Raw genomic sequence first — 24,605 nt, forward strand, 5'->3', positions numbered from 1 at the left:
CCGCGTTTAACATATGATGTCAATATCTAAATGAAAATCGTTATCAATAATTGTCGGTAAGTTGATAGTACGAGATGTAAAACTGTTATGTGTCTATATAAAATCATATAAAAATACCGTTTCCCATATGACACGGAAAACGGTGTATCCTTTACTGCTGATTTGTTCTTGAATCCATTTTTTGAGCATTATCTATTATTTCTTTCGGTATTTTGATTTCATCGACCTCATTAATCTTTGTCATCGTCCCTGTAACATTCTGTGTGACTTTGATTTTTTGACCTTGCTCGTCCATAGTCATGATCATATCCATGTCAAAGTCTTTTGTGAAGAAGGTCTTTTTATCAATGCTGAATTGTAGATTGATCTTTTCCACTTTCATATCCGCCTCTACCGGCATCGCTTCATCTGTTCCTAGCGGCATATTCTTCCCCAGCATTTCTTTCATTAGTTCACTGAACTTTTCACCGGATCCTTCCAATGTCAGAACGTATTCATCATGGGTTTCTTCAAATATAAAATCCTTTGCATATTCTTTATACATAGAAAAGTCCACTGGTGATTCGGTCACTCCAGCCATTTGACCGGTGACTTCTTTATACATGTCATTCGGCAGTTTAACCCATCTGCCTGATTGTGGATCTTTCATGAAGAAGCCTTCTTCTGTCATATATTGTTCTATTGCCATTTCTTCACCGCCAACTTGCATATTCATCGTTTGACGCATAGCGAGTGGTTCAAGAATCATATCCATATCAATCGTTGAAGTAATTTCTTGCTTCTCATCCCCCATTTCTAACGTTTGCAAGATTTCCATATCAGAATGCATACTTTGTTGTGTTTCTGCTGCTGCATTCGCTTTTTTCATTACTTCACCGGCTGTCAGTTCGCTCTTTACGACTACTTCTTCTTTTTCCCCTGTAATAGGATTTTCTTTAGGTACAGCAGTTTGACCGCAGGCACTTAATACAAATGCTAGGATTCCTGCTGCACAAATTCTTGTCCATTTTTTCATACAGTCCATCACTCCTTATATTTTCCTTGCGAAGGTTTATGATTAATCAAGAAAAAACCTTCAGATCCACCTTTGTATAGTAAGCATGAAAAATAAAGTACTGTGAAAAAAGAAGGATATAGTAAGTCTATTTTATTATTTCTATTCAAGATGTTTAGATTTTTGTAATTCGGGCAAACTAGAAGCATCCCACCCCCTTTCTCTTCTTATAAAGATAAAAGGATTTGGCTGTATGCATTGCGCATGCAGCCTTTTTTTACGGTCACTTCAAAATAAATTCTTGAAGACGTTCACATTCACTTTCGGGCATTTCCACAGTCATCACTGTTCCTTCTTCTTCGTATGCCGTATCTTTAATCGAAGCATTTTCATTGAGATGGGCAACGATTTCTCCACGATCGTATGGAATCATCAATTTACACGTGACATATTGTCGAAATAAGTTTTGTTGGATCAAAGTTAACAATTCAGGAATACCTTTATTTTCGGCAACTGACATCCAAATACTCTGATCCTTTACACGCGGATAGGAGATTTCGGTCAAGTCCGATTTATTATATATATTGATGGTAGGGATACTTTTTACACCAATATCTCCTAATGTTTCGTTGGTAACATCCATCATATGACCATGTTCTTCGTCGGAAACATCCACAACATGCAGCAGTAAGTCCGCATTCTTGGCTTCTTCTAGTGTCGAACGGAATGCTTGGACAAGATGGTGAGGGAGTTTGGAAACGAACCCTACGGTATCCGTTAAAATAAATTCTTTTTTATCTTGCAGTTTGATTTTTCTTACAGCAGTTTCAAGCGTTGCGAACAGCATATCTTTTTCACTGACTTCTTTGGATTCATCTACATCTGTATATTGCAACAATCGGTTCATCAACGTGGATTTCCCAGCGTTCGTATAACCCACAATCGACACAACAGGTATGCCGCTTCTGACACGCTGTTTTCGCTGTGTTTCACGTTGATCACTCACATGCTCGAGTTCTCGGCGAAGTTTCGCAATCTGATCTTCGATTTTCCGTCGGTCAAGCTCAAGCTTCGTTTCACCGGCTCCTTTATTTTGTAAGCCGCCTCCTGTTCCGCCACCTTGTCTACTGAGTGAAGCCCGAAGTCCAACAAGTCTCGGCAATGTATATTGCAGTTGCGCCAATTCAACTTGCATCTGCGCCTCGCGATTGCGTGCCCGTCTCGCAAAAATATCCAATATAAGCATAGTACGGTCAATGATTTTACATTCTAGATCTCTCTCCAGATTTCGCAATTGGGAAGGTGATAATTCATCATTGAAAATTAGTAAATTTGCTTCAGAATCCTCATATACACTACGGATTTCATCAATCTTGCCTCTTCCAATATATGTAGATGGATTTTTCCTTTCCAAATTCTGTGTCACTTCACCTAGGACTTCCACATCGATTGCTTCCGCCAAATTCTTTAATTCTTCCATCGCATATTCAAAGTGCAAATCCTTCTGTTCGTGCACGCCAACTATTATGGCCTTTTCAATTAACACATCCATGCTAGCACTCCCCCTGACATCTTTATATATAGTGTACCCGGCGTTCTGTTTACTAATCGTTCGTTGTGAAATGTATCGCTGCCAACCGTCTCCAGTTTGCTGATCATGAAAGTATTGTGCGGTAAGCGGCTGATCCGGTGCCGCTATTCTTGCTTTGTCTTCGTCTTCTACGGTTCGTCATTCGATATGTACATTGTCAGCATACAATAACGCATTCGCTGTTCCAAAGCTTTCATGCTGTGTGGATTATCCTACGCGAAATAAACAAGGTGGTCGAGTTTCATAGTAAGCAACCCCTCCCAAATAAATGATGTTCTTCTATTCTATCAAACCTGTCCTATCAATCGAGTTCTCTACCTCTCTTAGTATGAGATCAACTACAGTCAAAATAAGCTTCAGTGTTTCCCGAAAGGTCAGAATAGTGTAGGATAAAAGAAGAGTTTCAGGAAGATAAATGTCCTGATGAATACGAATGCGGAGGGATTGTATGGTAATCGATTTATTAAAATCTCACTCATCGGTTCGACGTTATAAAGATGAACCGATTTCAAGAGAGACAGTGATTGAACTAATTAAAGCGGGTCAACACGCAGCCAGTTCTCACTTTGTGCAAGCATGTACCGTAATGTATGTAACGGACACGGAAAAACGTGGGCAGTTGGCCGAACTATCCAAGAATCGCCGTCAATTCTACACAGCTGGCGCAGTATTAGTATTTTGTATGGACTATAACCGATTATCTCACGCCGCTCGTTTACATGGTCAAGAAATTGACTATACAGTAGCGGAGAATGTGCTAGTTGGTGCAATCGACGTTGGTTTATTCTCTCAAAATGTCGTTATTGCTGCCGAATCAAAAGGCTACGGCATTTGCTATATCGGTGGTGTACGAAATGCAATGGAAGAAATTTCAGAAGTACTGGAATTGCCAAAAGGCGTTGTGCCTCTATTTGGATTGTCCATCGGCATTCCAAATGAATCCAATGAGGTCAAACCGCGTTTACCTGTAGAAGCCGTCTTGCATGAAAACACGTATAACGAAGATCAGTATAAGGATCTATTGCCAGCATATGACGAAATAATGAAAGAATACTATGCGAGCCGTGATACCAATCAGCGTGATGCGATGTGGACGAAAGAAATGGCAGATTTCCTTGAGACACCAAGAAGAACGGATCTCGAGGCTTTCTTACAAAAACAAGGATTCCTATTGAACTGAAGAAAGACAGGAGTGTCAAACGATGTCAGTAGATGACGTGCTGGAACTACTCCAGCGACGCATGACAGATGGAACATTCATCCGGGCTACTATTAGCGGGCCACGAATGAAATCCAATGATGTAAAACGAATTAAATTAAAGCCGCTTGAATTAAAAGGCCAATTTTATATTCAATTTGAATATCAGCATGAACGTATTCTCAAGCATGTTAATGTAGCACTTGAAGACGTGGCGCAACCATTGTATGACGCTTTGGAAAACTTTAAGCAATTCCATGTTGATTTATCAGATGAAACGATGCAGATTCAACTATCCAAGAAGATGAAAGTGTCGATCAAACGAATTTTTCTCGATACGGAAAAGACAGTCGACTATGCGCATAATCGGACGAAGAATTACGCTTTACATGAAGGTACCCCCTACCCATTTCTCATTCGTCTAGGCGTTCAAACACCGGAAGGTAAAGTTAAAAATCAAAAACATGATAAGTTTCGTCAGATTAATCGCTTTGTTGAACTGATTGATGACACGCTTTCTCACTTGCCGAAAGACCGTCCGATCCGTATTTTGGATTTCGGATCAGGTAAATCTTATTTGACGTTCGCATTGTATCATTACTTGCGGATCGAAAAAGGTCTCGATATTCGAGTAACGGGATTGGATCTAAAAAAGGAAGTCATTGAAGAATGCCAGGAAATTGCACGTGATTTGCAATACGATCAGCTAGAGTTTCTAGTAGGCGATATTAATGAATATGATGGGGATACTGCAGTCGATATGGTCGTCACGCTTCACGCATGTGACGTGGCAACGGATATGGCATTGGCTAAAGCAGTCAGCTGGGGAGCTTCAGTCATCCTATCTGTTCCTTGTTGTCAGCATGAGCTGTTTTCACAAATTCAAGCCCCAGCACTTGATATCATGTTACAACATGGATTAGTGAAAGAACGTTTTGCTGCACTCGCAACCGATTCTATCCGTGCGGAATTGCTTACATTAGTTGGCTATGAATCCCAACTTGTGGAGTTCATCGATATGGAGCATACACCGAAGAACATCTTGATACGTGCCTACCGAAATGATAAAAAGCCAACTCCAGGGCAAATTGATCGTTACGCGGCCTTCAGGAATATGTTGCAGGCTAAGCCTTTCTTGGAAAATGAACTGAAGCATTTGCTAAGTTTTCTACCGGCACATGACAATCAGACCCTATCATAACGAAAAAGATCGCCGCAATGTCCTATTACGACAATGTGGCGATCTTTTTATCTATCTTAAGATTGCGGTAAATACTCAATAATGCTATCCACCGCTTGCTTAATATAGTGCGGTTTCGTGCCAAGATTTAAACGAATGAAGCCTTTTGAGTTTTTCCCAAACCACTCTCCGTAGTCGATTGCCAGTTTACATGTATCTTGCACAAATTCTTTTACACCGTCTGGTTGGATATGTGCACGCAAGTCGATCCACAATAAATACGTCCCTTCCAACGGTGTAACGATTAACTTGGGCGCATGCTTTGCGAACTGTTCGACCGCATAACGTTCATTTGATTTAACGACTTCTCGTAATCCTTCAAGCCAGTCTGAACCATGATTATAAGCCGCCTCTGCAGCCGTCATACCTAGCATATTTACTTCTGTTTGACTAACAGATTTCACAAACGTATCGAACTGCTTTAGCAACGCTTTATTTTCAATAATAATCTGTGATGTCAACAAGCCCGCTAAGTTGAATGTTTTGGAAGCCGATGTAACGGTAATGACACGCTCAGCGTACTTCCCTTCAGCAACGATTGCAGAGGGGATATGTGTGTGATTACCAAACGTCATATCATGATGGATCTCATCCGACACTACTAATACGTCATGCTTTTCACAGATCGACAAAAGCTTCTCCGCTTCCTCTGCCGTCCACACACGACCAACGGGATTATGCGGTGTACAATGAATGAATAATTTTACGTCATTCTCCACTATTTGCTTCTCAAAGTCTTCAAAATCAATCGTGTAAATACCGGCTGTATTAATGAGCTCACTGCTAATCAGTGTGCGGCCAGTATCTTTCACTGCGTTGGCGAAAGGATAATAGACCGGAGACAGGATAATCACGGCTTCTGTAGGTTTCGTAAAGGCATTAACAAACCAGTATAACGCGGTTACGACGCCCGTTGAAAAACGCATCCATTCCTCTTTCACTTCATATCCATGATGCTCACGCTCCCACTTAATAAACGCTTCAAAATACGATTCAGGTGCATATGTATAGCCGAACACCCCAAAGTCCACTTTTTCTTTCAACGCTTCTATCACTTGCTCTGGAGCCTTAAACTCCATATCCGCTACCCAAGCCGCAAGTAAATCTGCATCTCCAAAACGTTCCTCAAGCTTGTCCCACTTCAGCGAGTTTGTACCCTTTCGATCAATTGCATAACGTTCCAAAAACTCTTCTTTATTCATATAGAAACCTCCACTTTTATCAATTTCATAACTGTCAATCTATTCCGATTGTATCATATGTCTCCATTTGCTTCCTCCGTTGTTGTTATGAATTATTTTGGGGTATACTAGAGTATTGAAGCAACATTTAGTTGGAGGTCATGAAGGTGAGAAAATGGAATACCGCAACACTTTTACTAGCACTACTTTTCGTTTGTTCCATACAGTCTGTCAGCGCACAAACGACAGATGTAAAATATATAGATGTTCCGGATCATCACTGGGCGAAAAATGAAATCATGCAGCTGGATGACATGAAAATCATTACAGGCAATTTTGATATGCAGTTTCATCCTGAAACACCACTGACAAAGGGGCAGGCCGCTGTTTCTTTTTCTAAAATCTTCGGATCAAAATTTATCGATAAATCCTATGGTTTTTCAGATATTGCCTGGGGATCGGATAAAGGACGGTTTGCTTTGACTGCCGTTGAAAACGGCTGGATTCAACCAAGCAGACGAGGTTTTTTCGGCTTTGATGAACCATTGACGAAGACGGAACTCTGGAATTCATTCATGACGGCTTTTGATATGGAAAAGGACTTTAGTAAAATAGTAGCCTCCAGCTGGCCCTCTAGTTCGGATCGGGCTACCTTACAAAACATTCCCATTTATACGTTTCCTCAAGTGGAGGAGTTTCTTCAATACGGTGACTCGATTGTATCGAGAGCTTACTTTTCAAAAGCATTGCATCGGATACTAGTGGAAACTAATCGTATTAAACAACCTAAGCGGTTTACACTTTCCACACCAGAAGAGTCCGGTCACTATAGAAAAAGCGTCCCCGAGACCTATTTAGGAAGTGTACCGTTCAATACTCACCCTCTTTATTTGCGCTCTGAGGAAACATTTGAATACAAAGACTTTACACAAACTAATTATGGGTTTTCACGCGATAGTGCGTATACATATGCTGTCGGAAAAGAAGGCGCTGAAATCAAATTGACAGTTCGTGAATTGCCTAACAAAGACGTATTTGTATTCTCGGAACTAACGAATCCAACTGACAAATCTATAACGGTGGAAGTACTTCAAAAGGAACAAGATATCGAACGGTTTGATCTTTTCCGCTATGATCGTTATCCACTCATGCGTGAAAATCTAGATCTGACGGATGCGGATATGACAACTTATCCAACAGGCTTGCTGCGCTTTATCAAGACGGACGGCACTGTAGAGGAACGGTTGATTGGACAGGCCTACCAATCCAAACAATTGGCACTTCGCTATGATAATGATGAAGAAAGTGTTTCGCGTGAACTTCTTGGAGAGCGAGAGAATTTCTCCTATGCGTTAGCCGGTAAAACGCTTTTATCATCCTATACACTACAAGCTAACGCGGGCGAAATAGTGGATCACTGGTATATAGATTCCGATGAGCAGTTGTTTAATTCAAAAGATGACCTATTCAAATGGATGAGAGAAACAAGTCAGAATCACAAGAAGCGCAATAAATGGTACACAGCTGAAGGCTCCTATAATAAACTGGCTGACTCAACGGAACCGATGCCCGTTTCAGGTCAAAACTACGGTCGTAATTTATTGATGCTAAAAGAAGATCGTGCATTGACGCTTTATCACGAAAATAAAGGGCGTTACTTTAAGAATCTAGTCTATAATGCCTTCGTCAACTTGAGAAACTTTAAAGAAAACAAAGACTACTGGGAAACAGAAGTAACCAGTACGTATCTTAAAAACTTATACGATATTCACGCTCCATTTATTGATACGCGTTTTAATGAACAAATTGCTTTATTCTATTATAATAGCGGCGATGAGTTTGGAATTCCTTCTGCAAATGAACCACTGCGCGATTACGCTGACCTTCTCGTTTCTCAGCAACGAAAAGGCAATATTATTCGAGTGGCTAGTGATGCCTATTACATTGCAGATTACTTTCCAATTAAACAGAAAGTCACTACCCATACATCCATGAATCATGCACTTGGTGGTATGAATATTTTACTTATGTCTTACCAGGAGTTCGGAGATTGGCGATATCTTCATACCGCCCGCAATGTCCAGCGAGCCATTGTCTATCAAAAAGATCAATGGATTCGCGACAACGGAGATATTTGGTACAAGATTTCTCCGGAATTCAATTTTGAGGGTGATGATTATAAACATTTAACGCTGGAAGACTTGATTGACTCCTATCAACTTTGGCAACAAATCGATCCAATTTACTTGCCTACACTGAAGCAACTTATTATTTCTAAGGCCACTTTCCTATCAAATGAAAAACTCGGCTATACGACGAAGATTAAAAATGGCTTGAAGAAAATTGGATTAGACGAGTATCTGCCCGATGGCGACGAAGTGACGGACGCGTTATAAATGATATAGACAGAAAAAAGAGAGCTATCCACTGCATATTACGCAATGGATAGCTCCTTTTCACATCTCATTTTCAAGTAATTCCAATGTGTCTTCGTATTCTTTTTCAATAACAGGGTCGTGTTTATACGTTGCCTTGCTGACCAATACCGCAACAATAAGGCAAAGCACAAATCCAGGAACAATTTCATACAATGTGTCATGCAAGAAATCGATACTTCCCCAAACACCTACCGTTACAGCACCAATAACCATACCGAATAATGCCCCTTTAGCTGTTAGCTTTCTCCAGTATAATGACAAGAGAATAATAGGACCAAATGCCCCGCCGAAACCTGCCCAAGCGAATGAAACCAATTTCAATACAGATTCCTTATTCGGCCAAGCGAGTACCATTGCGATAATTGTCACGACCAGAACAGCTAAACGCCCTAAAAATACATAGTGACTATCTGTAGCATTTGTTTTGAAAACCGCTTTATACAAGTCTTCAATTAAAGCAGACGATGTCACGATCAATTGTGAAGATATCGTACTCATAATAGCCGCCAATACCGCCGCTAACATGATGCCTGCAATCACCGGATGAAAAATAATTTGTCCGAGGACGATAAAGACCGTTTCTGGATCCGCCAAGTCTGCGCTATTTTGTTGAAAATACGCGATACCAATTAATGCAGTAGCAATTGCACCAAACAAACTTAGCATCATCCAACCAATACCAATCCTTCTTGCACTTTTCGTCTCTTTCACTGACTTGATCGCCATAAAACGGACGATGATATGCGGCTGTCCAAAATAACCCAGACCCCATGCAAGCGAGGAGATTATTGTGACAACACTGACACCTGACACAAGGCTAAGCAGAGCGGGATCCACTTCACGTATACTCGCTACCGTTTCAGAGAAACCACCTGTAATAAAAATTCCGAACGCTGGAACTAAAATCAGTGCCAAAAACATAATCAAGCCTTGTACGAAATCCGTATAACTAACTGCCAAGAATCCACCGAACAATGTATAAGCCAGAACTACCACCGATACAATAATCAGACCCGTATGATACTCAAGCCCAAATGAACTTTGGAAGAACTTCCCTCCGGCTACCATGCCTGAAGATACATAGAATGTGAAGAACACTAAAATAATAATGCCTGAAGCCACTCTCAAGAAACGAGATGTATCTTTTAATCTGTTATCCAAGAAACTTGGGATCGTGATGGAGTTATTTGAGACTTGCGTATATGCACGTAAACGTGGTGCGACATATAACCAGTTTAAATAGGCACCCACTGTCAAACCAATTGCAATCCAGGCTTCGCCCAGTCCACTTAGATAAATAGCACCCGGCAATCCCATCAATAGCCAACCCGACATATCAGAAGCTCCCGCACTTAATGCGGTGACTGCTGGTCCGAGCGACCGTCCACCTAACATATAGTCCGTTAGATTCGATGTGCGTTTGAATGCATACCAACCGATTAGCAACATAGCTATCATATAGATAACAATAGAAACGAGTTGGTACATTTGCTCCGTCATATAATCCTCTCCTTTCTTACTATCAATATACCTATACTACCTTATGGATAGTACACTTTGAACATTTTTTTGGCGATTCGTAGAATAGAACTATATCTTTAGACAGTATTCCCCGGGAAATCACACCATTTGACACAGCAACTTAACGTAACGTACTTTGCATAGTTCATGCATATATTGAAACCATTCTTTCTATTGTAACGTATATAAAAAAAGGGGGAGATTGAATGTTGCACACGACAACTAATATGTTGCAAGGCCGGACGATTGAAACGTATCACGGGATTGTGTCAGGGGAAACCATTATGGGGGCAAATATCGTCAGGGATATTTTTGCATCTGTCACCGATATTGTAGGTGGACGCAGTGCTGCCTATGAAAGCAAACTAACGGAAGCACGTCAAACAGCAATGGATGAAATGTCTCAGAAAGCGAGTGCTATGGGAGCGAACGCTGTCATTGGTATAGACTTAGATTTCGAAATGGTACGTGAAGGCATGATGATGTGTATCGCAACCGGTACAGCTGTTACGTATCGCGACGGGGAGTAATTAAATCCACAAAAAAGGAGAGGGAACCCCTCCCCTTTTTTATTATCCTAATATTTCTGCCACGCGTCCAACCTGTCCATCTTCAAGTCGTACTTTAATACCGTGTGGATGAAAACTGGAATTGGTCAATAAATCTTTAACAACACCTTCTGTTTTCACACCGCTTCGTTGATCTTTCTTTAAAATAACGGCTACTCGTAAACCTGGTTTTACATCTGATCGATTCTGTCCATTCATATACTAATCTCTCCTCTTTTTTATTTAGTGTACCATATTCACGATCTCTTTCTGCTTACGTACATCTGATGAAGGAAGACTTGATACATGGTACAATAAAGACTATCAAACTAGGAGGTGTATTCATGCGATTAACAGTATACCTAGCTGGAGAAATTCATACATCTTGGCGAGATGAAATCAAACAACAAGCAAAAGATCTACAATTACCTGTAGACTTTGTCGGACCTATGGAAGACCATGACCGCTCGGATAACATCGGAGAAGAGATTCTAGGACAACAGCCGGATAAAATCTTTAAAGATGCCGCGGCTTCAAGCCTCAACAACTTACGAACGGAAATTTTAATGAAAAAATCAGATGTCGTCATTGCGTTATTTGGTGAACAGTACAAACAATGGAATACTGCAATGGATGCCAGCGCAGCAGTCGCTTTTGGGAAGCCACTCATTCTGATCCGTCAGGAAAACCATCACCATCCATTAAAAGAACTATCCCGTAAAGCACATGTCACGGTGGAATCAGTAGATCAAGCAGTTCTAGCATTAAAATATATTTTCGAGTAAACATCTACATTACTTGCCAGAGGACAAACCTATCAAATTATAGGTCTGTCCTCTTCTTTCTGCCAATTTGTCTCCATCTTTATTTGAAACACAACGTATTTTGACTAGTAGTTCCACGCAGGCAATTCTACCACCACGTATCCAAAAGATTACTTTTTAACTGAAAATTCTTTCTGTAAATAACTGAGGCAGATGATAGAATAGGAGTATATAAGGAAGTGGGAAGGGGCAATCGGATGGCGCATAAAAAAGGGATTCGTCAACAATACATAAAAGTATTCATCGCCTCAATAGTTGTTGCGATTATCGGGATGGGTAGCATGTATTTCTATGCTAGTAGCTCTTGGGATCAACTAGAAGATAAACAGCAAGCCTCAATAGAAAAGTCAATATTAATTGAAGATATATCCGATTCAATTCAAGAGCTATTCTTTCGCATTCGTGGTTACTATGCATTTCAAATAGAAGAGGAACTAAATTTTGCTTATCAAGCAATTGAGGACATCCATTCTCACTCCCGTGAATTTAAGTCCCTTCAATTAACAGCGGAAGAACAGCGAATCATTGACGAAATCGATAATTTCTTAATCGAATATGAAAATGTTACCCTTCCAAATGCTATTCAATTTGTAAAGAAGGACGATTATGCTGGCTTACAAACCCTAGCAAAGAATGGTGCGAACTTAGCCGTTAATAGTTTCATTACCTATGCTAATGAATATGAAGATTCTTCTAAGGATAAGCTGGAAAATGCATATAGTAATACCATGCAACAAACCAAAACATTCTTTTTGATCATCACAGTATTCGGCTTTATCTTCTTGCTTATTCCAATCTTTATGTTTTGGAGCGTTATCAACCGAGTGGTTAAGCCGATAGAAGATATCACGCGCGCAGCAGATCAGTATGAAACTGAAGGCACTGTCCTATTCCAACCCATTCAGACAGAGAATGAGATTGGCGCACTCTCACAATCCATTCATAAAATGATGGGACGCATTCAAATGAATGAGCAGGAGCTTCTTTCACAAAATGAAGAATTGATTACACAGCAAGATGAATTATTCAATCGCCAAACTAAGATGGAATTCGCTTTATCAGAAGCTCGATTTTCCCGTGTCCGTTTGGAACGATACAATGGTTTGAGTCATATCTTATCATTTTCGTTAGATAAGCAAGAAGTATGTGACCAAACATCTCACTATTTAAATCACATCTATCAATCCGACTTAAGTTTTCTTTGGCTTCCTAAAAGCGACATTCATACGTTAAAGGGGATTTCAGAAGAGTTTTTCAGTGAAATTAAACAAGAACGTTTAGAGTATATAAAAATCCGACTTAAAACAGAGCCCTATTTCATTATTAAAAGGGAAGCGGATTATGAAAAAGGGATAGCAGACAATATTACATACGTCTATGATTTTGTTACAGGTATCTATAATGTCGTGAACGAGTTAAGCGTTGTATCCGTCCTCTCACGTATTGGTAAGCCGTTTACAGAAGACGACCAAGAAGATTTATACGGTTTGATTAAACGTATTGCGATCGCGGTGGATCGTATTGAGCAATATGAACTCATTAGTCATGAACGTCAGTTGAATCAGAGTATATTGGATAACATTAACGAGGGCATTCGTTTTGTTTCAAATACAAGTGAGAATGATAAGTACAATACAGCCCTATTTAATTTACTTGGGATGGAACCAGAAACAGAACATAAAGCTTGGCCACGAGAAGAATGGACAGAGTATTTCCTCAGTCAAATTGACAACCCTGTTCAATATAAAGCATTTCTTGATAATGCAATTAGGTCTACATCCACGGAATTCGTTACTAACGAATATATACTTTCATTGCCCTCACAAGGGGCTCGAGTAATGAATGTTTACAGTGTCCCGATTGTTATTCAAGATGAAAAAGTTGGTACGATCTTCGTGCACCGTGATATAACACACGAACATGAAGTCAATAAAATGAAAACAGAATTGGTATCGACTGTTAGTCATGAATTACGAACACCTTTATCTAGTATCCTTGGATTCTCTGAGCTTTTACTCAATAAAGATATGGATGAACAACGCAAAAAACGGTATCTTGAAACTATTCATAGCGAAGCAAACCGATTAACGGCGCTCATCAATGACTTCTTAGATTTACAGCGAATGGAATCAGGGCGACAATCCTATACGATGGAGGACTTATCCATCGGCAAAGTAGCTGAAAAGGCCGTAGATTATTTACAGATCCAATCACCTCACCATACGATTAAGATGCAGGATCTCACCTATTCATCAATGGTCAGAGGGGACTATGATCGTATTCTACAAGTATTCATGAATTTAATTGGCAATGCCATTAAATTTTCACCTGACGGCGGAAATGTGGATATTTCTCTGCTAAATCAACAGGATGCCGTTATCGTTTCTATAGCGGATGAAGGCATTGGCATTCCATCAGATACTATTGAACATCTTTTTGAAAAATTTTACAGATTTGATAATAGTTACAGCAGAAAAATTGGCGGTACAGGTCTCGGTCTATCTATTTGCAGGGAGATTATACAAGATCATAATGGACAGATTTGGGTACATTCTGAAGAAAATATAGGGACAACCATTTTCTTTTCCCTTCCCTTGAAACAGCAGTTACCTAAAGAGAAAATTGACTATGACAAACCTTTAGTTGTCATTGTAGAAGACGATGTAAATATTTCATTGTTATTGGGAGAAGAACTAGCAAGCAATGGATTCTCAGTCATTCACCATTCCAAAATTAGCAAGGCATTTATATGTATAGAAATCATGCAACCAGCCGCAGTCGTCGTCGATTTAAAATTAGAAGAAGGTGAAAGTGGTTGGGATTTAATTAGCCAAATGAAAGAACACACTACAACCAAATCCATCCCAATTGTGATATCTTCTTCATTAGAAAAAGAGTCTGTGCTGATGGAAAAGTTCCACGTCGGTAAATACTTGACGAAGCCTTATCCTCTCAGCGATTTATCCTCCATTATCATGGAGACTATGGAGCGATCTGATGGTCTAATTTTGTACCCAGAGAACGACTAAAAAAACGTCTTTTCCTTTACGGAGAAGACGTTCTTCTATTTTGTATGGATGGAGTGGAATTAAAATAATGATTTGATTAAATCAGCCAGTTCATTTGGGCTAAAGGGTTTGGGTACGAAGTAAGAAGCCCCTTTTGCTAAAGCAACGTCCTGATCAGCTTGCTGCGCCTTTGCAGTGAGCATTATAATAGGCGTTGTCAGTTCTAGCGATTGTAGACGCTCTAATAATTCTAAACCTGTCATACGTGGCATCATATAATCCAAGAGAATGGCGTCATATAGAGTGCTTTGAATTTTCCCCAAAGCTTCTAGCCCGTCTTCTGCTTCTTCTACTTGAAATCCTTCAAATTCCAAAGTGTCCGTTAGCAACATACGTAATATCTCTTCATCGTCTACAACTAACACTTTTTTTCCTACATGTGTCAAAATGGGCACCTTCTTCTATTCTCTTTTATCAAATAAACGATTCGCTAATTTGTCAATTCTTCCGAGCACTTCCGACGGTTGAAATGGTTTAATAATATAATCATCCGCTCCGAGCCAAAGCGCTGCTTTAATATCATTTGCACTTTTTCTAGCTGTCATCATAGAAACCGTGACATTTGTTTTGGAATGGTCACTCTTTAATCGGCTCAACACTTCTAGACCGTCCATTTTTGGCATGACACCATCCAGTAACACGATGAAATATGCATCCGGGCTGTACCAGTCATCCTCCAGAAACGAAGGGCCATCAGCATATGTCTTAACGGTAATATCGATATCCGGAGATTTTAACTCCAGCAAGGTTTGCTGAAGGATTTGCCTGATGAATGAATCATCATCAACGATAATGACGATCAATTTCCGTTTTACTACCCGTTTTCTCTGGTCGTAAATCACCGTTTGGTTTCTCCCTGAACGCTTCGCCTCATAAAGAGCTTGATCTGCAGCGGATATCATGTTTGCAGTATTTCCCTCATACGTCGCACTGCCCGCTGAAAAAGTTACGTGGAATGTCTCATCACCGGATGTGAATATAGTGTTATTGAATTTGGCTCGAATCCGCTCAACAGCGTGCACAGTATCCTCTGCTTTACTATTACAAAATAATAAAGCGAACTCTTCCCCGCCATAGCGGCATACATAATCGCCCTCGCGTTTTTCCTCTTTGATGATTTTGCCAAACATCCGTAGAACTTCATCACCCGCTGGATGCCCATACAGATCATTTACTTGCTTAAAGTGATCCAAGTCTATTATGACCAGCGAGAAAGCCGCTTCAGATTGATCGGCTTTTTTAGCCAACGTATTGATAGTCTCGTCGAAGTAGCGTCGATTACCAACACCTGTCAAGCTATCGGTAATCATACTGCTACTAACCGCATGCTGACGCAATTGTCGATTGAACAAATAAGGGAAAAAGATATCCATATCAAAAGGTTTAGATATCAAATCCATAGCACCTCTGCGATACGTTTCAATCAGAATTTCTTTCGTTACTTCTTCACTCGATATGGCTAATGTCGTGTTTTTTTGCCTTGCAGGTTCTGCAATTTGATCCAATACTTCAAAGCCTGTCATGTCAGGCAACTTTGCATCTATGATTACAATACTAGGCCTCATAGAGTAAAATTGTTCAATGCCACGCTTTCCATTCAATGAAATAATTACTTGAGCCCCAAGCTTCTCAAGCAACTCTTTTAAATTGGATACGAACTCTAAATCTTGATCAATAATTAACACAAACGTTTCTTGATCCAGACGGTTTACGTAGCGATCAGGTAGTTGAAATTCTTCTTTTTTCACGGCGATAGTAGTATCAAAATGCGATCGAATACGATTCTTCAAATTTTCTAATGAAGTAACAGGTATTTTCTGATCGTTGGAAGACGTCAGAATCTCCAATTGTGACGCACAAAAGAGAGACAACTGTTGCAATCCGATTGTACCGGATGTTCCCTTCAGTTTATGAAGAAAGTAATATAACTCCCTTTCCGTTAAGCTACCACGCGCTTTCCACTCTTCAAAGATATTCTCTGTACGTTGTGCAAGCATTTTCTGATATTTTTTTTGACTCACTGTTTTCCTCTCCGTTCAGCGGAAGCATTCCCATTTCGTCCTGTACATCTGATTCCCCGGTATTCTACTTCTATAAAAAGAGAGCCGGTAATATAGAATTTCCTATTACCAGCCCGAACGTATATTTACTCTAGACCCATTTCTTCTTTTACTACTTGTGATATCCGATCCGCATATTCTGCACACAGTGCTTCTGTTTCAGATTCGACCATAACGCGAACGAGAGGCTCTGTCCCCGAAGGACGTACAAGTACTCTCCCCTGTCCGTTCATCTCTTTCTCCACCTCGTTAATAACTCCGACAATACGCATATTATCCATTACCGCATATTTATCCATTACACGGATATTAACAAGTTTCTGTGGATACACTTTCATTTCGCTAGCTAATTCAGAAAGTTTTTTACCTGTTTGCTGCATGATGTTCACAAGTTGCAATGCTGTCAGTAAGCCATCACCCGTTGTATTGTAATCCATGAAGATAATGTGGCCTGATTGCTCACCGCCAAGATTATAATGATTTTTACGCATCTCTTCTACGACATACCGATCGCCTACAGCGGTTTGGACACTCTTCATGCCAAATTCCTCTAGTGCTTTATAGAAACCGAGGTTGCTCATCACAGTAGAGACGATAGTATCTGATTTTAATCTGCCTTTGCTATGTAAATATCGGGCTACAATAAACATAATTTGGTCACCGTCGACAATATTTCCTTTTTCATCCACTGCAATAAGACGATCACCATCACCATCGAATGCTAGTCCGATATCTGCACTTTTTTCTACTACAAGTGCTGCAAGTGCTCCAGGGTGTGTAGATCCAACGCCATCATTGATATTCAAACCATTTGGAGAAGCACCCATTGTAGTCAAGTCTGCGTCCAAATCCGCAAATACATGGGTTGCCAAGACCGAAGTCGCACCATGTGCGCAATCAAGTGCCACGTGGATATTCTCAAAATCCTCGTCGACAATTTGTTTCAGATACTGAATATACTTTTGTCCACCTTCAAAGTATTCCGTTATAGTTCCTACATTTCCACCAACTGGACGAGGTAATGTATCTTCTTCTGCATTTAGTAACTGTTCGAATTCCTCTTCCTGTGCATCCGTTAATTTAAAGCCGGTTTCTCCAAAGAATTTAATTCCATTATCTTCAACCGGATTATGCGATGCTGAAATCATAACGCCTGCTTGTGCGCTCATAACACGTGTTAAATAGGCTACGCCCGGGGTACTAATTACGCCTAATTTCATAACTTCTACACCAACAGACAATAGACCTGCTATTAAGGCATTTTCAAGCATTAAACCTGAAATACGTGTATCTCTTCCTACTAGTACTTCTGCTTTTCCTTCTACATCTTTAGTAAATAAATATCCACCGATTCTGCCTAATTTAAATGCTAATTCAGGTGTCAGTTCTTCGTTCGCTACACCTCTGACGCCATCTGTTCCAAAATACTGTGTCATGTTGTATTCTTCCTTTCGATCTCATCTTAGTAGATCACGTTTGTTACAAGTCTTATGATCCTTTATTATCATCCGTCTTTTTCGATACATCGGAAGTATCGCCTGAAACCTTCACCTGAATTTTCAATTTAGCAGGTGTCACTTTCGTAATTCCTTCAGGGCTTTTCACATCTACTTCCACTTTTCCGGATTTATCTATTTTATCTATATCTAGTTCTACCGGAATTTCTTTAATTGCATCCACTATATTTTTAGGACCGTATATGCGAATGAATTGAACATCGGGTGTTGTACTTTCAATAATTATTCCACTTGGGGATTGTCCTTTTCGTTGCAATTTCAACGGAATTTCACGACTATATTCTTGAATATCTACTTTGACCGTGACTTCCTCGGGATCCAACACAAGGGATAGCTTATTCAAGTCACGATCCAATACGCGAACACGTGATTTTTGCTCAAAAGACTTATCTAGACTGCCGTCATTGGTAATAGAAGCTTTTACGAAACTAATCGCATCCACAACACTCTTCGCACCTGTAACATTAATCGAAGAGGGACGGACACCCATGCTTTTCACTTCATAACCTTCCGCTAGCAATCTTGTATTCATCTCTGGATCGACACGAAATGATTGAGTTACCTTTTCCTCAATATTTATAGTAACCGTTGCAGGATCAAGTCGAACATCCAGTTTATCTGATAAATTTTCTGCTTGTATACGTACGCTATGTTCACCAAGTGTCAAGTTTTGTAAATCTAATTTCAATGTAAAATCCTTTAACAATTTAGTAGTCTGTACAATTTGAGCGGGTCCTTCAATTGTCATATTGACCACGTCAGGTACTCCGGTTACTACTAAATTTTCCGTATCGTAATATACTTCCACGGGAACATCTTGCATAAGATCAAACACATCACCTATTGTATTGCGACTGGATTGATTCTCCGCTTTTACTGAAAAAAACAACATAATCGCTAAAAACAAGGCAGTCAGTCGCAGAAACCAAGGACTATCCATGAATTTATCCATTTTTTCTCTTCCCCCACTTCCATAGAGAAGTATCCGTTTGTCCTGTGGTGTTACCAAACCAAGAAATACGTAATAATTTTTCGAATTCCTCGATATCCAATTTCCGATTGATTTCCCCATCTACAGACAGACTTATGGCACCCGTTTCTTCTGATACAATGATGGTTACCGAATCTGTGACCTCACTGATTCCAAGCGCAGCACGATGTCGTGTACCAAGCTCTTTGGAAATAAACGGACTTTCCGACAAGGGTAAATAACAACCCGCGGCAGCAATACGGTTTTTTGTCACAATGACTGCACCGTCATGCAGTGGGGTGTTTGGAATGAATATATTGATAAGAAGTTCGGAAGTAATATGTGAATTCATCGGGATGCCTGTTTCGATATATTCACTAAGACCTGTTTCCTTCTCAATCGTAATGAGCGCACCAATACGTCGCTTTGCCATATAACTAACGGATTTGACGAATGCTTCAATCAAACGGTCACGTTCTTCTTCTTCCTGCATAGCAGTCCGCGCAAAGAGTCTACCTCGTCCCAATTGCTCTAATGCTCGACGAAGTTCAGGTTGGAATATAATGATCGCGGCCAAAAAACCAAATCGAAGTACTTCTTCCATCATCCATTGAAGCGTCTTCAAACCGAGCCATTCCGTAATATAGCGACCAATTAAAATCACAAAAATACCTTTTAGTAATTGGACAGCTTTTGTTCCCTTAATAATGGTAATTAATTTATAGAGTACGAACCAAACAAGAAGCACATCCACAATATTTTTTAGTATTTCTATTGGTGCTAACGTTGTTGCTTGCTCCAAACCCGGCATGTGCTTCCCCTACCTTTTAAGAAAGTTCTTATATATTTAGTATAACATAATTACCAACTAACATGGTCAACTAAAAGGTATCGTACCTCTGAATGAAAACCAAAAAAGTGATGCATAAGCTCTCAAGCCGCATCACTTTGAAAATCTATTTTATCATTCATTTTCAAGCTTTTGATCCTTCGATGCCGGGATAATTTCTTTTGCCATAGACTTCATCTTATACCATAACCAATCAAAGATCTCATTGATTTCTTCACTTGATCCAGTTATAACGGCTGTTGAAGCCATATACTTAGAGCCCCTAATGACTGTGACATTACCATCGACTTCTCCTTCAATTCGAAGGTCTCCATTTTTCACAACAAGATCTCCAACCACCGTTTTTCCTGCCGGTACCACAACCGTTTCCCCTTCAACTACTAAATTAGGCTGTTTCGTAAATGAAAACTGCTGCTCATTTTCAAAACTCGAGAAGAAAGATGTACTCATCAGCAATAAAAACATCGCGGCCGCCACTATAAACGGGTGTTGACGAAGCCACTTACTTGGACCTTTTTTAATTGTCTGTTTCGGCAATCTTGCAGTCACGCCATTGACAAATCCAGGGGGCGCTTCCACTGTATCTACACCCTTAAATAAAGTAACAGTTTGCCCTAGTTCCTCAAACGTTTCTCTGCACTCTTCACATATTTTCAAATGTTCGTTCATAACTTGTTCATCCTCAATGGTGATATCACCATCTAGAAACGCATGCATATAATGGACAACATGTTTAGGACATTTTCCCATGAATCTAACCTCCTACATACTCCCCATTTGTTGCCGAAGTGCTTCTCGCCCTCGATGTACTCGTGTTTTCACTGTACCAAGTGGCATCTCCAAAATGTCAGCAATTTCCTGCAACTGTAGGTCTTCCATATATCGTAAAATAATAATCGTGCGGTATTTATCGGGCAGCCTGTTTACTTCATATTGAATACGATCTTTCATTTCCATCTTTTCTACTTCTTCTTCCGGTAATTTTTGCACTGCTGCAATTTGTGAATACATATCCAAGCCTTCAGTTCCTGGAATTGTAGCATCCAAGTAGTAATCGGGTTTTTTCTTACGAATGCGATCAATACACAAATTGGTCGCAATGCGGTACAACCATGTAGAAAATTTCCGCTTTTGGTCATAGGTTTCCAAGTTTACATAAGCGCGCACAAAGGCTTCTTGCGCAATATCTTCTGCCTCTGCCGCGTTGTTTAACATTCGGTAGCACACTTGATATAGGCGGTGCTGAAAATGAATGACGATTTCCTCAAAAGCTTCCTGATTACCGTGTAAAACTTCTTTTACCCGTTTGTTAATTAATTCGTCCAATAGGCTTCACTCTCCGCTCTTATGCGGCTGTCCCTCTATATACGTTAGAAACTACATTTAGTTTCACTTTTTTCATTTAGTATGCTCATCTCTACTTTATCATTAATCTCGCCATCAGTGATAGTCATTTCCACAATAGAAAAAGTGATTAAAACCTGCAGGCTTTAATCACTTCAATAAATTATAGTAGTTTTTCACCAAATAATGATCCCATCAATCCGACTGCTACATCAGCCGTCTTATTGTACTCGTCAAGCACAGGATTTACCTCAACAAATTCCGCGGATGTAATGACATTTGCATCTTCCAGTAATTCCATAGCTAAATGACTTTCGCGGTATGTGATCCCTCCTGGCACAGGCGTTCCTACCCCCGGTGTATATAACGGATCCAAACCGTCCAAATCCAATGACAAATGAACACCATCTACTTGTCTTGAAGCAAAATATTCAAGTGTTTGTTGTATCACCGCTGACATTCCATAACGGTCAATTTCATGCATCGTAAATACTTTTACGCCTTTTTCTTTAATTATTTGTCTTTCACCAGGATCTACTGAGCGTGCTCCGATAATTACCACGTTTCGGGGATTGATTTTTGCTCCCTCACTATGCACATTCACCAATTGCTCATGCCCCAGTCCCATACTAACCGCGAGCGGCATACCGTGGATATTTCCTGACGGAGATGTTTCGCTTGTATTCATATCAGCATGCGCATCGTACCAAATAACGCCAAGGTTTTTATAGTGTTCTGCCAATCCTGCAAGTGTCCCTATTGCGATACTATGATCTCCACCAAGCACCAATGGAAACTTCTTGTTTTTTACAATAGCCGAAACTGTCGCGGCAAGCTTTTCAGCCGCTTCAGTCACTTCTGTTAAGTTCTTCAATCCTACTTCATTACACGATACATCATGAATAGGAGAAACAGAAATATTTCCTTCGTCCATTACGTGATGACCCAATGCCTGGAGACGATCTACTGCTCCTGCATATCGAATCGCGCTCGGTCCCATATCCACTCCACGTCGATTCTGACCTAAATCCACGGGTACCCCGATTAAAGAAATGTTTAATTTGCGCATGGCTAATCCTCCCACCTAATCTTCATATTTTCGACTAGAACGGTATTATCCTATTTTTTTCGCATCTTCTAGTGACATCGGTCGGCCGAAGTAATAGCCTTGTCCTTCGCGGCATCCTAAGTTGTAGAGCATTTTGGCCTGCTCTTGCAATTCTATTCCTTCTGCCACTACATTCAACCCTGCTGTATCGGCAAGAGTCACAATCGCTTTCACTATAGCCTGACTGTTTACATTTTCTAATATATCTCGTACAAATGATCTATCAATTTTCAACGTATCAGCTGGGAGTTCTTTAATATAACTGAATGTACTATAACCTGTGCCGAAGTCGTCAATGGCAACAGTAATCCCTTTGCTTCGAAGTCTTTGAATGGATTCTTTCATGCCTTCCGTATCCATAAATGAGCTTTCTGTCAATTCCAGCTCTAGCATCTCCGGCGGTACGCGAAATTCTTTAATAATATTCAAAACGGTGTCAATAAAGTCTTCTTCTCTCATTTGAACTGTTGAGACATTCACAGCAAACCGGCATCTAACACCTGCTGCGAGTTCTATTTGTGCGCGTTTACACACTTCCCGTAAAATCCATTCTCCAAGTGGTATGATGATTTTCGTTTCCTCAGCGAGTGGAATGAATTTATCAGGCGGAATCACGCCTAAATCAGGATGTTTCCAACGAACCAGTGCTTCTACGCCAGTCAACTCACCGGTATCCAGTAGTACTTTTGGCTGGTACTCAAGATAAAAATGTTGTTGTTGCACGCTTTTACGTAATTCATTTTCCAACAAAATTCGCTCTAATGACATCTTTGAAGTACCCGGCTTGTACATTTCCGTATCTCCGCCACCGTGTAACTTGACCTTACCTAATGCTAATGTAGCTTTAGTGACCAATTCGGAAGGCTGATTGGCGTGTTCAGGATAGATAGAAACACCGCAACTTATTGACAAGGTGTAGAATTGTTTTCCGACTTGAATAGGTTGTTCCAAAAAGATACGAATATCTTCCGCACGTTTATAGAACTCCTCTTCGTCTTTCAATCCGGATATAATGAATGCAAATTCATCACCCGCAATACGAGCTAATAGACTTTCAGGACCGGTCCTCTTTTTCAATCGTTCTCCAACCATTGCCAATAAATAGTCTCCCGCTTCATGCCCAAGTAAATCATTTGCATGGCGTAGACGATCAATATTTATATGTACGAGAGCAAATACTTGCTTGCGTGTACGCGCTCTTTCAAATGCTAGTGCCATCTGTTCTCTAAACGAATTTCGATTCATTAAGGAAGTTAGTTGATCATTGTAGACAAGATATTTGATTTTTTCGTCTGATTTCACACGTTCTGTGACATCTCGCATGACGACTAACAGTTTATCTTCATATTCAACTGTTTCTTTCACTTTATCAATTTTCGCTTCCATAATATGCAGACCCTTTTTACTATCTAAAAAAGAGTACTCTACATTTAACGCTTGGCGTTGATATCCCCCAAATTGTATAATTTTCTTTTTTACCTGTTGGCGATTTTCCTTACAGATATAGGAAAAGAAGGAATCGGAGTATAGTTCATCCACCGAATGTCCAAGAAGTTTCTGAAAAGAAGGAGAAACATAGTAAAACGTCCCTTGTCGATCAATTATCGCAATATAGTCAGATGCATTGTCTGTAATAATTTCGTAAAGATCTGCATTTTTTCGTATTTCTAGTTCCATTTTCTTTCTCTCGGTAATATCATAACGAATTGCAATGTATTGGTAAGGTTTTCCTTTATCATTTAAAAATGCAACGATCGTTGTGTCTACCCAATACGTTGATCCATCTTTCGCACGATTACATATATCGCCACGCCAAGTATTGCCCGCCCCAATCGTTGACCACATGTCTTTAAAAAATGCTGCATCATGGTGACCTGAGTTTACAATACGTTGATTAGCACCAATTAATTCTCTTCTCGAGTATTTTGAAATTTTTTCAAAGTGTTCATTTGCATATTGGATCGTTCCTTTTGAGTCAGTAATTGCGACAATGGCAGCCTGTTCTAGTGTATAGGCAATATCACTAAGAACCTTTTGTAATTCCTTTTCACTGCTAGACTCCACAAATGTATCCATACCGTTTAAAAATTCTTGCATTACTATATCACAATCCCTATATCTGGTTATTTTTTCATTACTTATAGAAGATAAAT

General features: G+C 40.0%; 20 protein-coding genes. 6 read left to right on the forward strand and 14 right to left on the reverse strand.

Annotated elements, in window-relative coordinates; genetic code table 11:
* Positions 1 to 151: 151 nt before the first annotated feature.
* Both CSV60_RS01005 and hflX read right to left on the reverse strand, forming a co-directional pair.
* Positions 152 to 1,015, reverse strand: a complete 864-nt coding sequence (locus CSV60_RS01005) for a DUF6612 family protein (RefSeq protein ID WP_099635755.1) — start codon at positions 1,013 to 1,015, stop codon at positions 152 to 154.
* A gap of 262 nt (positions 1,016 to 1,277) precedes the next feature.
* A complete protein-coding gene (gene hflX, locus CSV60_RS01010) occupies positions 1,278 to 2,546 on the reverse strand; it encodes a GTPase HflX (protein ID WP_099635756.1) in 1,269 nt (422 codons plus the stop codon).
* 487 nt (positions 2,547 to 3,033) lie between these two features.
* On the opposite strand from hflX, the gene nfsA reads away from it, so the two are divergent.
* Together nfsA and CSV60_RS01020 are read left to right on the forward strand one after the other, a co-directional pair.
* Positions 3,034 to 3,765 carry an oxygen-insensitive NADPH nitroreductase gene (gene nfsA, locus CSV60_RS01015; RefSeq protein WP_099635757.1) on the forward strand — a complete coding sequence of 244 codons (732 nt, stop codon included), beginning with the start codon at positions 3,034 to 3,036 and terminating at the stop codon, positions 3,763 to 3,765.
* Positions 3,766 to 3,787: 22 nt separating this feature from the next.
* Positions 3,788 to 4,984 (forward strand): class I SAM-dependent methyltransferase, encoded by a 1,197-nt coding sequence (locus CSV60_RS01020; RefSeq protein ID WP_099635758.1) that lies wholly within the window; start codon positions 3,788 to 3,790, stop codon positions 4,982 to 4,984.
* A 56-nt stretch (positions 4,985 to 5,040) separates the two neighbouring features.
* Here the strand turns inward: CSV60_RS01020 and CSV60_RS01025 are convergent, their stop codons facing one another.
* Entirely contained in the window at positions 5,041 to 6,225 is a 1,185-nt protein-coding gene (locus CSV60_RS01025) for a MalY/PatB family protein (RefSeq protein ID WP_099635759.1), read from the reverse strand.
* A 146-nt stretch (positions 6,226 to 6,371) separates the two neighbouring features.
* Between CSV60_RS01025 and CSV60_RS01030 the strand changes: the two genes are divergently transcribed.
* Positions 6,372 to 8,600, forward strand: a complete 2,229-nt coding sequence (locus tag CSV60_RS01030; protein ID WP_158233141.1) for an S-layer homology domain-containing protein — start codon at positions 6,372 to 6,374, stop codon at positions 8,598 to 8,600.
* 60 nt (positions 8,601 to 8,660) lie between these two features.
* Here CSV60_RS01030 and putP read toward each other — a convergent pair whose 3' ends face one another.
* The gene (putP, locus tag CSV60_RS01035; RefSeq protein WP_099635761.1) at positions 8,661 to 10,142 is read right to left on the reverse strand and encodes a sodium/proline symporter PutP; all 1,482 of its coding nucleotides are present in this window, start codon (positions 10,140 to 10,142) and stop codon (positions 8,661 to 8,663) included.
* A gap of 227 nt (positions 10,143 to 10,369) precedes the next feature.
* Here putP and CSV60_RS01040 point away from each other — a divergent pair, with 227 nt between their 5' ends.
* Complete coding sequence (locus tag CSV60_RS01040; protein WP_099635762.1) at positions 10,370 to 10,693, forward strand: YbjQ family protein; 324 nt, start codon at positions 10,370 to 10,372, stop codon at positions 10,691 to 10,693.
* Between the two features lie 42 nt (positions 10,694 to 10,735).
* Here CSV60_RS01040 and CSV60_RS01045 read toward each other — a convergent pair whose 3' ends face one another.
* On the reverse strand, positions 10,736 to 10,930 hold the full coding sequence (locus CSV60_RS01045; protein ID WP_099633838.1) for a YwbE family protein: 195 nt from the start codon (positions 10,928 to 10,930) through the stop codon (positions 10,736 to 10,738).
* A 125-nt stretch (positions 10,931 to 11,055) separates the two neighbouring features.
* Here CSV60_RS01045 and CSV60_RS01050 point away from each other — a divergent pair, with 125 nt between their 5' ends.
* Together CSV60_RS01050 and CSV60_RS01055 are read left to right on the forward strand one after the other, a co-directional pair.
* Positions 11,056 to 11,496, forward strand: coding sequence for a YtoQ family protein (locus CSV60_RS01050; protein WP_099635763.1), 441 nt, complete (start codon positions 11,056 to 11,058; stop codon positions 11,494 to 11,496).
* 236 nt (positions 11,497 to 11,732) lie between these two features.
* Positions 11,733 to 14,564, forward strand: coding sequence for an ATP-binding protein (locus CSV60_RS01055; RefSeq protein WP_099635764.1), 2,832 nt, complete (start codon positions 11,733 to 11,735; stop codon positions 14,562 to 14,564).
* A 59-nt stretch (positions 14,565 to 14,623) separates the two neighbouring features.
* Here the strand turns inward: CSV60_RS01055 and CSV60_RS01060 are convergent, their stop codons facing one another.
* The 9 genes from CSV60_RS01060 to CSV60_RS01100 form a co-directional block, all read right to left on the reverse strand.
* A complete protein-coding gene (locus CSV60_RS01060) occupies positions 14,624 to 14,989 on the reverse strand; it encodes a response regulator transcription factor (protein WP_099635765.1) in 366 nt (121 codons plus the stop codon).
* A 15-nt stretch (positions 14,990 to 15,004) separates the two neighbouring features.
* Positions 15,005 to 16,624, reverse strand: a complete 1,620-nt coding sequence (locus CSV60_RS01065) for a diguanylate cyclase (RefSeq protein WP_099635766.1) — start codon at positions 16,622 to 16,624, stop codon at positions 15,005 to 15,007.
* A 125-nt stretch (positions 16,625 to 16,749) separates the two neighbouring features.
* The gene (gene glmM, locus CSV60_RS01070) at positions 16,750 to 18,099 is read right to left on the reverse strand and encodes a phosphoglucosamine mutase (RefSeq protein WP_099635767.1); all 1,350 of its coding nucleotides are present in this window, start codon (positions 18,097 to 18,099) and stop codon (positions 16,750 to 16,752) included.
* Positions 18,100 to 18,151: 52 nt separating this feature from the next.
* Entirely contained in the window at positions 18,152 to 19,132 is a 981-nt protein-coding gene (locus CSV60_RS01075) for a CdaR family protein (RefSeq protein WP_099635768.1), read from the reverse strand.
* Positions 19,125 to 19,961 carry a diadenylate cyclase CdaA gene (gene cdaA / locus CSV60_RS01080; protein ID WP_099635769.1) on the reverse strand — a complete coding sequence of 279 codons (837 nt, stop codon included), beginning with the start codon at positions 19,959 to 19,961 and terminating at the stop codon, positions 19,125 to 19,127. Before cdaA ends, CSV60_RS01075 begins: the two co-directional genes overlap by 8 nt.
* Before the next feature lie 153 nt (positions 19,962 to 20,114).
* Positions 20,115 to 20,750, reverse strand: a complete 636-nt coding sequence (locus tag CSV60_RS01085; protein WP_099630571.1) for an anti-sigma factor family protein — start codon at positions 20,748 to 20,750, stop codon at positions 20,115 to 20,117.
* A gap of 12 nt (positions 20,751 to 20,762) precedes the next feature.
* A complete protein-coding gene (gene sigW / locus CSV60_RS01090; protein WP_099630570.1) occupies positions 20,763 to 21,326 on the reverse strand; it encodes an RNA polymerase sigma factor SigW in 564 nt (187 codons plus the stop codon).
* Positions 21,327 to 21,507: 181 nt separating this feature from the next.
* Complete coding sequence (gene rocF, locus CSV60_RS01095; RefSeq protein WP_099630569.1) at positions 21,508 to 22,413, reverse strand: arginase; 906 nt, start codon at positions 22,411 to 22,413, stop codon at positions 21,508 to 21,510.
* A 45-nt stretch (positions 22,414 to 22,458) separates the two neighbouring features.
* Complete coding sequence (locus CSV60_RS01100) at positions 22,459 to 24,549, reverse strand: sensor domain-containing protein (RefSeq protein WP_158233142.1); 2,091 nt, start codon at positions 24,547 to 24,549, stop codon at positions 22,459 to 22,461.
* Positions 24,550 to 24,605: the final 56 nt, after the last annotated feature.

Origin of the sequence: Sporosarcina sp. P7 (assembly GCF_002743425.1) — a bacterium.
Lineage (GTDB): Bacteria > Bacillota > Bacilli > Bacillales_A > Planococcaceae > Sporosarcina.

Coding starts and splice junctions, on each gene's coding strand:
- CSV60_RS01100 (WP_158233142.1), bottom strand. CDS start 24,549: ATGCAAGAATTTTTAAACGGTATGGATACATTTGTGGAGTCTAGCAGT.
- CSV60_RS01075 (WP_099635768.1), bottom strand. CDS start 19,132: ATGGATAAATTCATGGATAGTCCTTGGTTTCTGCGACTGACTGCCTTG.
- CSV60_RS01005 (WP_099635755.1), bottom strand. CDS start 1,015: ATGAAAAAATGGACAAGAATTTGTGCAGCAGGAATCCTAGCATTTGTA.
- hflX (WP_099635756.1), bottom strand. CDS start 2,546: ATGGATGTGTTAATTGAAAAGGCCATAATAGTTGGCGTGCACGAACAG.
- cdaA (WP_099635769.1), bottom strand. CDS start 19,961: ATGCCGGGTTTGGAGCAAGCAACAACGTTAGCACCAATAGAAATACTA.
- glmM (WP_099635767.1), bottom strand. CDS start 18,099: ATGACACAGTATTTTGGAACAGATGGCGTCAGAGGTGTAGCGAACGAA.
- CSV60_RS01020 (WP_099635758.1), top strand. CDS start 3,788: ATGTCAGTAGATGACGTGCTGGAACTACTCCAGCGACGCATGACAGAT.
- rocF (WP_099630569.1), bottom strand. CDS start 22,413: ATGCGCAAATTAAACATTTCTTTAATCGGGGTACCCGTGGATTTAGGT.
- CSV60_RS01055 (WP_099635764.1), top strand. CDS start 11,733: ATGGCGCATAAAAAAGGGATTCGTCAACAATACATAAAAGTATTCATC.
- putP (WP_099635761.1), bottom strand. CDS start 10,142: ATGACGGAGCAAATGTACCAACTCGTTTCTATTGTTATCTATATGATA.
- CSV60_RS01025 (WP_099635759.1), bottom strand. CDS start 6,225: ATGAATAAAGAAGAGTTTTTGGAACGTTATGCAATTGATCGAAAGGGT.
- CSV60_RS01040 (WP_099635762.1), top strand. CDS start 10,370: ATGTTGCACACGACAACTAATATGTTGCAAGGCCGGACGATTGAAACG.
- CSV60_RS01045 (WP_099633838.1), bottom strand. CDS start 10,930: ATGAATGGACAGAATCGATCAGATGTAAAACCAGGTTTACGAGTAGCC.
- nfsA (WP_099635757.1), top strand. CDS start 3,034: ATGGTAATCGATTTATTAAAATCTCACTCATCGGTTCGACGTTATAAA.
- CSV60_RS01050 (WP_099635763.1), top strand. CDS start 11,056: ATGCGATTAACAGTATACCTAGCTGGAGAAATTCATACATCTTGGCGA.
- CSV60_RS01085 (WP_099630571.1), bottom strand. CDS start 20,750: ATGGGAAAATGTCCTAAACATGTTGTCCATTATATGCATGCGTTTCTA.